Annotated in this window: 9 protein-coding genes; all 9 read left to right on the top strand. The window is 43.7% G+C overall.

What is annotated here, in order from left to right; genetic code table 11:
* Positions 1-201: 201 nt before the first annotated feature.
* Entirely contained in the window at positions 202-2784 is a 2583-nt protein-coding gene (gene clpB / locus LI112_RS12755; RefSeq protein ID WP_227190837.1) for an ATP-dependent chaperone ClpB, read from the top strand.
* Positions 2785-2832: 48 nt separating this feature from the next.
* Positions 2833-3006 (top strand): DUF4250 domain-containing protein, encoded by a 174-nt coding sequence (locus tag LI112_RS12750; RefSeq protein WP_227190836.1) that lies wholly within the window; start codon positions 2833-2835, stop codon positions 3004-3006.
* Between the two features lie 1031 nt (positions 3007-4037).
* Positions 4038-4544 carry a MarR family winged helix-turn-helix transcriptional regulator gene (locus LI112_RS12745; RefSeq protein WP_227190835.1) on the top strand — a complete coding sequence of 169 codons (507 nt, stop codon included), beginning with the start codon at positions 4038-4040 and terminating at the stop codon, positions 4542-4544.
* Positions 4541-6703, top strand: coding sequence for an ABC transporter ATP-binding protein (locus LI112_RS12740; RefSeq protein ID WP_227190834.1), 2163 nt, complete (start codon positions 4541-4543; stop codon positions 6701-6703). The genes LI112_RS12745 and LI112_RS12740 overlap by 4 nt, the downstream gene beginning before the upstream one ends.
* On the top strand, positions 6700-8529 hold the full coding sequence (locus LI112_RS12735; RefSeq protein ID WP_022388268.1) for an ABC transporter ATP-binding protein: 1830 nt from the start codon (positions 6700-6702) through the stop codon (positions 8527-8529). Before LI112_RS12740 ends, LI112_RS12735 begins: the two co-directional genes overlap by 4 nt.
* A 181-nt stretch (positions 8530-8710) precedes the next feature.
* The gene (locus tag LI112_RS12730) at positions 8711-10768 is read left to right on the top strand and encodes a UvrD-helicase domain-containing protein (protein ID WP_227190833.1); all 2058 of its coding nucleotides are present in this window, start codon (positions 8711-8713) and stop codon (positions 10766-10768) included.
* 125 nt (positions 10769-10893) lie between these two features.
* Positions 10894-11982, top strand: coding sequence for a PsbP-related protein (locus tag LI112_RS12725; RefSeq protein WP_227190832.1), 1089 nt, complete (start codon positions 10894-10896; stop codon positions 11980-11982).
* A gap of 130 nt (positions 11983-12112) precedes the next feature.
* Positions 12113-12874: a class I SAM-dependent methyltransferase gene (locus tag LI112_RS12720; protein WP_005424929.1), complete on the top strand. Its 762-nt coding sequence runs from the start codon at positions 12113-12115 to the stop codon at positions 12872-12874.
* A gap of 24 nt (positions 12875-12898) precedes the next feature.
* Positions 12899-13777, top strand: coding sequence for an Hsp33 family molecular chaperone HslO (gene hslO, locus LI112_RS12715; RefSeq protein ID WP_005424930.1), 879 nt, complete (start codon positions 12899-12901; stop codon positions 13775-13777).
* The last annotated feature ends 12 nt before the right edge of the window (positions 13778-13789 follow it).

The following is a 13789-nucleotide window of genomic DNA, read 5'->3' as shown; positions in this document are numbered from 1 at the left end:
GTTCCTAATGTAGAGCAAAACAGACTAAAGGTGGAAGTTAGTTTTTCATTTAAGGATTCACAGAATATTCATAAATAATTAGCACTCTCCTCTTTACAGTGCTAACAATATGTGTTATATTACGAGTATAACAAAGATAACCAAAGGATACGGAAAGAAATTTCAGTATCCTTTTCCTACGATATACAAGGAGGAGAGCCTATGAACATCAGTAAATTTACTCAAAAATCAGTGCAGGCTGTTCAGGATCTTGAAAAGGTTGCTTACGAATACGGCAACCAGGAAGTAGAGCAGGAGCATCTCCTGTATGCCCTGTTAACGCAGGAAGACAGCCTGATCCTCAAATTGATCGAAAAGATGGAGATCAATAAGGAGTATTTTATCAATACAGTGAAAAAAGCTCTGGATGCAAAAGTAAAAGTATCCGGTGGTGATCTGAGATTTGGCCAGTATCTGAACAAATCTCTGGTAAACGCAGAGAACGAAGCAAAAGCTATGGGAGACGAATACGTTTCTGTTGAGCATCTGTTCCTGTCCCTGCTGACACAGCCAAGCCCAAGCATGAAGAAAATCTTCAACGAATTTGGAATCACCAGAGAAAGATTTCTCCAGGCACTTTCAACTGTAAGAGGCAACCAGAGAGTTGTCAGCGACAATCCGGAAGCAACCTATGACACCTTAAATAAATATGGTGAAGACCTTGTTGAAAAAGCAAGAAACCAGAAACTGGATCCGGTCATCGGCCGTGATGCAGAAATCCGTAACATCATCCGAATCCTTTCCCGTAAGACCAAGAACAACCCGGTATTGATCGGTGAACCTGGCGTTGGTAAAACAGCAGCTATCGAAGGTCTTGCACAGCGAATTGTTGCAGGTGATGTGCCGGAAGGCCTTAAAGAAAAGAAAATCTTCGCACTGGATATGGGCGCACTTGTTGCAGGTGCAAAATACCGTGGCGAATTTGAGGAACGTCTGAAAGCAGTTCTTGAAGAAGTCAAAAAGAGCGAGGGTGAAATCATCCTCTTCATCGATGAACTTCATCTGATCGTCGGCGCCGGCAAAACAGACGGTGCAATGGACGCAGGCAACATGCTGAAACCTATGCTTGCCAGAGGTGAGCTGCACTGTATTGGTGCAACCACACTGGATGAGTATCGTCAGTACATTGAAAAAGACGCTGCTCTTGCACGTCGTTTCCAGCCAGTCATGGTTGATGAGCCAACAGTAGAAGATACCATTTCCATTCTTCGTGGCCTGAAAGAAAGATACGAAGTATTCCATGGTGTTAAGATCACAGACAGTGCCCTTGTTGCGGCAGCAACTCTTTCTCACAGATACATTACCGACAGATTTCTTCCTGACAAAGCAATCGACCTTGTCGATGAAGCATGCGCACTGATCAAGACAGAACTGGATTCCATGCCGACAGAGCTGGATGAACAGAGACGTAAGATCATGCAGTTAGAGATTGAGGAATCTGCTCTTAAGAAAGAAACAGATAATCTGAGTAAAGAACGTCTGGCAGACCTGCAGAAAGAACTTGCAGAAATGAGAGACACCTTCAATACTCAGAAAGCACAGTGGGATAATGAGAAACATTCTGTAGAGAAGCTCCAGAAATTACGTGAGCAGATCGAGGATATCAATAAACAGATCCAGAAAGCAAAACAGAACTACGATCTGGAAAAAGCAGCCGAGCTGCAGTATGGAGAACTTCCAAAACTTCAGCAGCAGCTGGAGATTGAGGAAAAACAGGTCAAAGAAAGTGACCGTAGCCTGGTACATGAGGCAGTTACAGACGATGAGATTGCAAGAATCATTTCTCGTTGGACAGGCATCCCGGTAACCAAACTTACTGAGGGAGAGAGAACAAAACTTCTTGGCCTGGAAGATGAACTGCATAAACGTGTGATCGGACAGGATGAAGGTGTACGTCTTGTGACAGATGCAATCCTTCGTTCCAAAGCAGGTATCAAAGATCCGACCAAACCAATCGGTTCATTCCTTTTCCTTGGACCTACCGGTGTTGGTAAGACAGAACTTGCAAAAACTCTGGCAGCAACGCTGTTTGATGACGAACAGAATATGGTACGAATCGATATGAGTGAGTACATGGAGAAATATTCTGTATCTCGTCTGATCGGAGCGCCTCCGGGATATGTTGGATACGAAGAAGGCGGCCAGCTGACAGAAGCTGTTCGTCGTAAACCATACAGTGTAGTACTGTTTGATGAGATTGAAAAAGCACATCCGGATGTATTCAATGTACTCCTTCAGGTACTGGACGATGGACGGATCACAGATTCTCAGGGCAGAACGGTAGACTTTAAGAATACCATTCTGATCATGACCTCCAACATTGGTTCCCCGTATCTTCTTGAGGGAATTGATGAAAACGGCGAGATCAAACCAGAAGCTCAGGAACAGGTTATGAATGACCTGCGTGGACACTTCCGTCCGGAATTTCTGAACCGTCTGGATGAGATTATTCTCTTCAAACCATTGACAAAAGACAACATTGGTGGCATAGTCGACCTTATGGTCAAAGAACTCAGCGATCGTCTGGCAGACCAGGAGCTTTCTCTTGAACTGACAGATGCAGCCAGAACACAGGTAATCGAAAATGGATATGATCCGGTTTACGGAGCTCGTCCACTGAAACGTTATCTGCAGAACTATGTGGAAACACTTGCGGCCAAGAAGATCCTTTCCGGGGATGTTCATGCAGGCGATACACTGGTACTGGATGTCAAAGACGGAGAGTTTGTGATCAATACGAAATAATGTGGCTGGGATGTAGTTCACAGTCACAGGAAGTAACAGGAGGTACCTATGATACCAAAGGATCCAGTGATGCTGTTGAGCTATGTCAATACACAGCTTAGAGATTATTATGATTCCCTGGACGATTTTCTTAAAGATAAGGAGTTGTCCGGGGAGGAACTGATAAAGAAACTCGCGTCGATTGATTACAAATACGATGCAGAACTCAATCAGTTTGTATAAAGAATTCCCGGTGATGGGAAATTGAAAGAAGACTCTGTTAAGTGGACACCCCGTGAATTATCTCTGTGTGTGTTTCAATTCAGAACTTCTGAGATACCAGGATATACATGCCTTTGCTAAAACCGATACAGAAAATGCCGAACTCGCATCTAAAGATGCTCAAACAGCAGCATTTTCTGCATCAACGCAAAAACCTGTATAATCCGGTATCTAAACGAAGTTCTTCAGACGAAACAAACACAGAGGATAATCACGTCCGTCCCTGACAGAAGTCTTTTTTTATTTCCCCAGCACCGTACTTTATACCCGGTAGTGTGGCGGTGGGGGAGGGCTTCGCCTAGATAGAACCTGGAAAACTTCTTGCTTTGATACATTTCTCAGCGCGGCAGCGCGTCTCTGGGTGTGGTACCCACCGTGAACAAAAAAAACTCAGATTAATAGCCGAACATATAGTTTCCTGAGCAAGTTAACCTACATGCTGATAAATGTAGATCAACAGCCGAACATCAAGCCTCCTGAAAAGGTTAACCTACACGCTGAAAAATACAACTCACAGCTGGGTATCAAGTCTCCTGAATGATTACTCCACACGCAGATAAATACAACTCACAGCCGAGTATCAAAGACTCCTGAGCGGGAAACATCTGCAAGAGTTCATAGAAATACTTGAATATCCGCTGGCTGCGTTATGGATAAAAAGTGCATTGTCTGAGCGTTAGCGAGTTATGCACTTTTTATTCATGATTTTAGCAGACAGAGTATATTTCTAGTATTTCTGAACTCTGAAGCCGTTTCCACGCCAGGAGTCTTTGATACTCGGCGTGAGATATAAATATCGTTTCCACGCCAGGAGTCTTTAATACCCGGCGTGAGCTATAAATATCAGCCTTTAATCCCGGCGTTAAATCTGATTTTTTTGTGAAATCTACAAAAACAGTTGCATTTTCTCCACAAATGCATATAATAAACAATTAGCCGACTAATCAATAGCCGACTAACCAAATCAACAGACATCACATGGAGGTGAAGACTTGTTTACAGAAGAAGAACCAGACATTTGTCCGAGAGAGTATAAATCCAGTATTCTCACAATGTTTATGCGTATCGACCGGCGTTTTATGGCCAAATGCTTTGGACAGATGCAGGAACTGGGAATCTATCCGGGACAGATACCGGTGCTCGGTCTATTGGCACACAAAGACGGACTGAGCCAGCGCGAGATCGCAGAAAAACTGCACATCAAACCACCGACTGTCAACGTAACTGTCCAACGCCTGGAAAAAGCGGGATTCCTTTACAGAGAAGCCGATGAAAAAGATCAGCGTATCTCAAGAATCTATATGACAGAAAAAGGCAAGCAGGCCAAAGAAAGTGGCATGAAGAAGGTGCAGGATAACGAGAAAATACTTCTCGATGGTTTCAGCGAAGAAGACCTTTGCCTTCTGCGAAGATTTCTGGACAAGATCACAGAGAACATTGAAAAAATACCGGTTGCATCCGGTAAGAACAACACCAGGAAAGAGAGGCAGCAAAAGTGATCAAACTGATGAAATATCTGAAAAAATCAGCTGGCTATGTAGTACTGATCATAGCACTTCTGTTTCTTCAGGCTTACTGCGATCTGTCACTGCCGGATTACACATCCAAGATCGTCAATGTGGGAATCCAGCAAAGTGGTATCGAAGACAGTGTACCTGAAAAGATCAGAAAAACATCCATGGATAATCTGAAATTATTTATGGATGAAGAGGACAAAGAAACCATAGATTCCTATTATGAAGAAGATGGGGACAACCTCGTACTAAAAGATGATGTAAAATCTGAGGAACGAGAGAAACTCAACGATATTTTAGCAAAACCGATGATGATAGCAGCAAGCTTTTCATCCGGCAGTGACGAAGTAAATGAGATGCTTGCCAAGATGGGAGTTCCGGAAGGAACAGATCCGATGCAGGCAATCGCACAGATGCCAGAGGAAGCACTCGCGTCAATGATTGGTAAGATCAGCGAGAAGATTGACAAGATGCAGCCATCCATCCTTACACAGGCTGGTGTAGCTTATGTAAAGAGTGAATATGAGGCAATGGGCGAAGATGTCGATGCAATCCAGATGCACTACATCAAGATCTCAGGAGTCAAAATGCTGGGAATGGCACTTATCACCATGCTCTGTGCAATCTGCGTGGTATTTCTTTCATCCAGAGTGGCAGCAGCACTTGGCCATGACCTGAGAAATGCGGTATACAATAAAGTTATTTCATTCTCAAGCCGTGAATACCATAAATTCTCAACAGCATCTCTGATCACCCGTTGTACGAATGATATTCAGCAGGTGCAGCAGGTAATGGCAATGCTTTTCCGTATCGTACTATATGCGCCGATCCTTGGTATCGGTGGCGTGATCCGTGTATTGAAGACGGATTCTTCTATGACATGGATCCTTGGTCTTGCAGTAGTCCTGATCCTTGTTGTGATCGTTGTTCTGTTCCAGGTGGCAATGCCTAAGTTTACAATACTGCAGACTCTGGTTGACAAACTGAACCTGGTAACACGTGAGATCCTGACAGGTATCCCTGTTATCCGCGCATTCAGCCGTGAAAAACACGAAGAAGAACGTTTTGAAGAGGCAAACCTAAGACTTACAAAGACAAACCTGTTTGTTAACAGATGTATGACTTTTATGATGCCGACGATGATGCTCATTATGAATGGTGTCTCTGTGCTGATCATCTACAGCGGATCTTATGCAGTAGACAATGGAACCATGCAGGTTGGTAATGTTATGGCATTCATTCAGTATGCAATGCAGATCATCATGTCCTTCCTGATGATCACAGCAATGTCTATCATGCTCCCAAGAGCAAATGTTGCAGCACTTCGTATCAACGATGTACTCAAGACAAAGGTCAGCGTAACAGATCCGGAAAACCCGGTTCAGCCTGATGCGAATGTCAAAGGAACCGTTGAATTCGACCATGTAAGTTTTGCATATCCGGAAGCAGGCGAAAACGTCATCAGCGACATCTCCTTTAAGGCAGAAAAGGGCGAAACGATTGCCGTGATCGGAAGTACCGGAAGCGGAAAGAGCACACTGATCAATCTGATTCCTCGTTTCTATGATGTGACAGAAGGCCGTGTTCTTGTCGACGGAGTGGATGTTCGTGAAATGACTCAGAAAGAAGTACGATCCAGACTTGGATATGTTCCACAGAAGGGAGTCCTTTTCTCCGGCACGATCGATTCCAACATCCGCTACGGCAAGACTGATATTTCAGAAACAGAAGTAAAAGAAGCAGCAGAGGTTGCTCAGGCAACAGAATTTATTGATGCGAAACCAGAGCAATATGCTTCTCCGATCGCTCAGGGCGGAACAAACGTATCCGGTGGACAGAAGCAGCGGCTTTCAATTGCAAGAGCGATCGCCAAGAAACCGGAGATATTTATTTTTGACGACAGCTTTTCCGCTCTGGATTTCAAGACTGACAGTACTCTGCGTAAAGCTCTGAAAGAACATACCAAAGATGCTACAACGATCATAGTCGCACAGCGAATCAGCACGATCCTGAATGCAGATAAGATCATTGTACTGGATGACGGACATATGGCTGGAATCGGTACTCATGGAGAATTGATGAAAAACTGTGAAGTTTATCGTCAGATCGCAATGAGTCAGCTGTCAGAGGAGGAATTGGCATGAGTGGACAGAGACGACGCGGACCGATGGGCGGTCATGGACCTGGAATGCGCCCGACAGAAAAAGCAAAAGATTTCAAAGGTTCAATGGGAAAACTGTTCCGTTATATGAGCCGTTATAAATTACGTTTTGTAATGGTATTCATCTTTGCAGTTGCAGGAACCGTTTTTAATATTGCAGGTCCTAAGATCCTTGGTAAAGCAACAACAGAACTTTTTAATGGCCTGGTTGCCAAGGTAAACGGAACAGGAAGCATTAACTTCAGCAAGATCGGAATGATTCTGTTGTGGACATTGGGATTATATCTGGCAAGTGCATGTTTCTCCTTTATCCAGGGATGGATTATGACAGGAATCTCCAATGATGTAACCTATAATTTAAGAAAAGATATTTCAAAGAAGATCAATAAACTGCCGCTCAATTATTTTGAGAGCAGAACAAACGGTGAGATCCTCTCAAGAGTGACAAACGATGTTGATACTCTACAGATGAGTCTGAACCAGAGTCTGACGCAGCTGATCACATCCGTAACAACACTGATCGGTGTATTTATCATGATGCTGTCCATCAATGTGTGGATGACTCTGGCAGCCCTTTTGATCCTGCCGGTATCTATGTTTATCATTCAGGCAGTGATGAAGCACTCACAGAAATATTTCCAGGCACAGCAGAATTACCTTGGTGCAGTCAATGGCCAGATCGAAGAAAACTTTGGCGGCCATGATGTGGTAAGAGTTTTCAACAAAGAAAATGATGTTCTGGAGGAATTTGAAAAGGACAACAAAAAGCTCTACGAATCAGCATGGAAATCTCAGTTCTTCTCAGGAATGATGATGCCGATCATGCAGTTTGTAGGAAACCTCGGATATGTGATGGTTGCACTTCTTGGTGGCGTTTTTGTTATCAAAGGTTCCATCGAAGTTGGTGATATCCAGTCCTTCTTCCAGTATATCCGTAACTTTACACAGCCAATCCAGCAGATCGCACAGGTTACCAACCTTCTTCAGTCATCAGCAGCAGCATCCGAGCGTGTATTTGAATTCATGGATGAAGAGGAAGAGGTACAGCAACCGGAAAATCCGGATTCTATCGAAGGACTCAATGGAAATGTACAGTTTGAGCATGTAGAGTTTGGCTATAATCCGGATAAGATCATTATTCACGATTTTTCAGCAGATGTGCATGACGGCCAGAAGGTGGCAATCGTAGGTCCGACAGGAGCAGGAAAAACGACCATGGTAAAACTTCTGATGCGTTTCTATGACGTCAACAAAGGCGCAATCAAGGTGGACGGTCATGATGTCAGAAACTTCAACAGAAGTGAGCTCCATGAAATGTTCGGAATGGTTCTTCAGGATACCTGGCTTTTCTCAGGAACGATCATGGAAAACATCCGTTACGGACGTCTGGATGCAACCGATGAAGAAGTTATTGCAGCGGCAAAGGCTGCTCATATCCATAACTTCATCATGCAGCAGCCTGGCGGATACCAGATGGTACTGGATGAGGAGACAAGCAATATCTCTCAGGGACAGAAACAGCTTCTTACCATTGCAAGAGCAATTCTTGCAGACAACAAGATCCTGATCCTTGATGAGGCAACATCTTCTGTCGATACCCGAACAGAAATGCAGATCCAGAAAGCAATGGACAACCTGATGAAGGGCAGAACAAGCTTCGTTATTGCACACAGACTTTCTACGATCAAAGATGCAGATCTGATCCTTGTTATGAAGGATGGCGATATCATCGAGCAGGGAAATCACAAAGAACTCCTGGCAGCAAATGGATTCTATGCGGATCTTTACAACAGCCAGTTTGACAAATAATTAATAGGACACCGGGCGGCTGCCGGACAGGAGACCTCTTGTCAGCAGTCGCCTTTTTCGGTATAATAATTTTTTACAGTTGGTAAAATAAGCTGAAAATAAACAGGTTACAGATGACTGTAGTGTATGTGATAAGATAAGCAGAATCACAGCAAAATAAATGATGATTGGTTGATGAGTTATGACAAATATGGAAAATGGCAGAGATTATCTGCAGCATGTGCTGAACTGTCTCTGTACAAGGCTTGCACAGATCGATCAGGCAATTCTCGAAGGTGAAAAAGAAGTCGAGGATATGCATGAATATTACTGGGAAAACTATACAGAGATGGACGAGTATGGTTATGAGAACTATGATAACCAGCAGGCACTGTTTCACCAGATGCATGCGAATGAAGAACAGTTCCTTCTAAGAAAGCGTTTTAAGAAAATGTTGGATTCACCGTTCTTTGGGCGGGTAGATTTTGTGTATGATGGAGATGATGAGCCGGAAATCTTTTATATAGGAATTGGAAACCTGTCCGAGACAGCCGGACATCGTCCGTTGGTATATGACTGGAGAGCTCCGGTCAGTGGTCTGTTTTATGATTATGATAAAGGACCGGCGGCTTATGAGGCACCTTCCGGAACCTTTTCCGGGGAAGTGGTCTCCAAGTGGCAATACAAGATCCGACGCGGTAAGATGATCTACGAGTTCGAGAGTGATGTAAAGATCGATGATGAGATTCTTGGCGCGGAGCTTGGAAGTAAGGGAGAAGTCCAGCTGAAAAATATTGTACGCACGATTCAGAAGGAGCAGAATGCGATCATCCGTAATACCAAGGACCGGATCATGGTGATCCAGGGAGCTGCCGGAAGTGGTAAGACTTCCGTAGCACTTCACAGAATTGCATATCTTCTCTATCATGACAGAGAAAATCTGAAATCTTCCAATATACTGGTACTTTCACCAAACGGGGTATTTGCGGATTATATTTCACACATTCTGCCGGAGCTGGGAGAAGAAAACATTCGTGAAATGAGTTTTGACCTGTTTGCGTATAGAGAACTGAAGGGAATTGCTGCAGATTGTGAAGACCGCTATGATCAGATCGAACGGGTAATCATCTGTCCGGAATCGCAGGAACTGTGCAGGAAAAAACAGTCAGCAGAATTTGCCGGCAAGCTGGATGCTTTTATGCTTGGCATGGAAGATGACCTGATGAATTTCAAGGATGTAGAGTACAAAGGCTGCATTCTGAAAGAAAAAGAAATCATAGATCTTTTTTATTTTAAATTCCTGGATATCCCGCTTCTTTCCAGAATGGAAGCAGTAGCAGAATATTTCATTGATCAGGTGGAAACACTGAGGAACAGAGATCTTGCAGATGAAGAAAAGGAAGAGCTGACCGAACGTTTCCAGCGGATGTATGAGACAAGAGACTGCTATATACTGTACAGCCGTTTTCTGGAACAGGAAGGTTATAAAGCACTTCCACGGCTTCCGCTTGAAAAAAGAAAACTTCGTTATGAAGATGTATATCCGATACTTTATCTGAAATATTCTCTGTTCAGATGCAAGGGACATCACGGAATCAAGCATGTGGTAGTGGATGAAATGCAGGATTATTCCTGGATTCAGTTTGTGCTTCTGAAGAAACTGTTTCCATGTAAGATGACGATCCTGGGGGACAAGGCACAGACCATGGAAGAACAGCAGCAGGATGTGCTTAAGTTTCTGCCGAAAATCTTCGGAAGAGATATCCGTAAGATCGTGATGAACCGCAGTTACCGTAATACGATGGAAATTGCACAATATGCGAATCGTCTTATCGGTGTCTCGGATATAGAGTTGTTTGACCGACATGGTGATGCAGTGGAAGAGATGCAGTTCAAAAATCTGCATACAGCGTTGGACAGGGTTCTTGAGAAATGGGAACAGAAACGAGAGGATTATGAAACAGAAGCACTGGTTCTTTTTACAGAAAGAGAAGCAGAGCATGCGTTTCTTTATCTGGAAGAAAAACTCAGAACACTTGATCCAGATGGTGAATATCAGCTTACTTACATGAATCGTGACAGCCAGAATTTCAAAAAAGGACTGACAGTAACGACCTTTTATCTTGCCAAGGGACTTGAGTTTGACCAGGTTTTTGGGGTGTTTCATGCAGAGGACAACAGCGGTCTTGCGGCACAGGCCAGATACATCACAGCGACAAGAGCATTGCATGAACTGCATATGTATGATGTAGAAGACTAAATTTGAAATTTGTTGACAATTTTGTAATAAAAATGTAAAATATAGACTGCTGTGAATGAAGTGCACAGGAATACAGATATGCACAGATGCGTGGTTACAGAGATAACCATATTAAGGAGGATACTATGAGAAATAAAAGATTACTTGCAATTTCGGCAATAGCGATATCTGCATCTGTTTTTATGACAGCATGCAGCTTTGGCGGAGACGGCAAAACAGATAAAACAGAAACTGTGGAGGTTACTGATACACCGACACCGGAGGTGACGCAAGCACCGACAGAGACACCGGTACCGACGATCGCACCAAATGTACAGAGTACAACTTATACATCAGCAGATAAGAGCATTGCAATCAATCTGCCGGATGCTACATGGGCAAATAAGACAGACGAAACAGATATGCTCAGCTTCGAATCACCAGAGCAGGGAAATATCCTGATTCTGCATGGACAGGGCGAGGATACGATGGCAGCAACGGTTGTCCCAAGTACACAGGATATGGCAGTATCTCTGGAACAGGCAGATGGAGACAAAGTCAACGGAACAGATTTTGAGATTCAGGAATACAGTGCCAATGATGTCAATGGAATCGGTGTATACAGCTATACAACAAAAATGCTGAATACAGACAAGAGCAACGGAAATCTTTATGTTGTTCATAAAGTATTCGCAAATGATACAGAGTACTATACGATCGACGCCGGAGTAAAAACAGAGGATGCACTTGCTTCTGTTAAAGCCGCAGTAGAATCTTTCCAGATCCTTGGGGATTCCACACTGAAGGAAGCAGCTCCACAGCAGGCTCCGATAGAGAATACAGCACAGACAGATGCAAATACCAGTGATGCAGCAGCTCAGCCGGCAGCAGATGCAAATACAGGTGATGCAGCAGCAAATGGTTCTACGGACGCAGCAGCAACAGATGGAACGGCAAATGCAGCAGCAACAGACAACAGTGATAGCTCCGGAACAGCAACAAATTCCGGTGGATTCACAGAGGAACAGCTGACCAATACAGATGAGACAAGAACCCTGTATCGTAACTCTGACGGACATCCGTTTGTTATCACACCGGATGGAAATGGAAACTGGGTTGATTCTGATGGAAATGTTTACAACTTCATCGATGAACAGGATGCATATGATGCAGAAGGCAACAGCTATTACTGGCACGGAGAAGCAGCAGACGTATATTATATGCCTGTACAGTAAGCGGGAAGCATAAACTGGCTGCTTGCAGAAATATGTATTAAAAAAGGCAGGTGAGAGATCATCTGCCTTTTTGGGCACTACAGGAGTTTGGAAGAAACAGGTACAAAATTACGGATAAAGGAGAAAAACTATGAGTGCATATGAGAAGTTTGCACAGGTCTATGATCTGTTCATGGATAACATTGATTATGAAGGATGGGCGGAGTATGTTACAGATCGTCTCAGAGAATATGAGATTACAGATGGTCTGGTTCTGGAACTTGGATGTGGAACCGGGACAATGACAGGATTGCTTGCTGGCAAGGGTTATGATATGATTGGTGTGGATAATTCTGAGGAAATGCTTGCAGAAGCAATGGAAAAAAGAGTAGAATCCGGACAGGATATTCTGTATCTTCTGCAGGATATGCAGGAATTTGAACTGTATGGTACGGTGCGGGCTGTGGTAAGTGTCTGTGACAGTCTGAACTATATTACGGACAGAGATGAATTGCGTCATGTGTTTGAACTGGTAAATAATTATCTGGATCCGGAAGGCATTTTCTTGTTTGACATGAATACCGTACATAAATACCGGGATCTGCTGGGAGATACCACGATTGCAGAGAACCGTGATGAGGGAAGTTTCATCTGGGATAACAGTTATGATGAGGAAGAAGGGCTCAACTATTATGAACTGGCTGTATTTCTTCCGAGAGAAGACGGACTGTATGAGAAATCTGAAGAAGTCCATTGCCAGAAGGCATATCCGCAGGAAGAAATAGAGACTTTGATCAAAGAAGCAGGCATGGAGCTTCTTGCGGTGTATGACGCATATACATTAAATCCGGCAACAGAGGACAGTGAAAGACTATTTTTTGTGGCGCGGGAGAAAGGCAAGAAGAAACAATAAGAACTAAAGAAAGGTTAGTATTTTATGAAAGACTATATTGTAAGAGCAATTGCGGCAGACAGTCAGATTCGTGCGTTTGCAGCGGTTACAACAGAAACAGTAGAAACAGCGAGACAGGATCATAATACCAGTCCGGTTGCTACAGCGGCGCTTGGCCGTCTGCTCACAGCAGGAACCATGATGGGTGTAATGATGAAGGGAGATAAAGATATCCTGACACTTCAGGTAAAGGGTGACGGACCGATTCAGGGAATTACAGTTACTGCAGATTCCAAAGGCCGTGTAAAGGGATATGTCGGCAATCCGGAAGTTATTATTCCGGCAAATGCAAAGGGAAAACTGGATGTATCCGGAGCTGTCGGCAATGGATTTCTCCAGGTGATCAAAGATATGGGACTGAAAGAACCATATGTCGGACAGGTCGCACTGCAGACTGGTGAGATCGCGGAGGATCTGACCTATTATTTCGCAGCAAGTGAACAGGTTCCATCTGCAGTTGGCCTTGGTGTCCTGATGAATAAGGATAATACTGTACGTCAGGCTGGCGGATTTATTGTGCAGGTCATGCCGTTTGCAGAAGAAGCTACAATTGCAAAACTAGAAGAGAATGTACAGAAGATCCAGTCTGTTACAACGCTTCTCGAGCAGGGACATACACCGGAGAGTCTTCTTGAGCAGGTGCTTGACGGATTTGATATTGAGATCAATGATACGATTCCTACGGAGTTTTATTGTAACTGCAGCAAGAGCCGTGTTGAAAGAGCGTTGATCAGTATTGGACGTAAAGAACTGAATGAATTGATTCAGGAGGGAAAAGATGTAGAACTGAACTGTCATTTCTGTAATCAGAATTATGTGTTCAGCGTAGAAGAATTAAAAGAAATTCTCAGAAAGTGCAAGTAGGAGGAAGAAGCT

The sequence above is a fragment of the Blautia sp. 210820-DFI.6.14 genome (genome assembly GCF_020558815.1).
Lineage (GTDB): Bacteria > Bacillota > Clostridia > Lachnospirales > Lachnospiraceae > Blautia_A > Blautia_A obeum.
The sequence above is the reverse complement of the archived record's forward strand: the minus strand, read 5'-3'. Positions and strand labels throughout refer to the sequence as shown.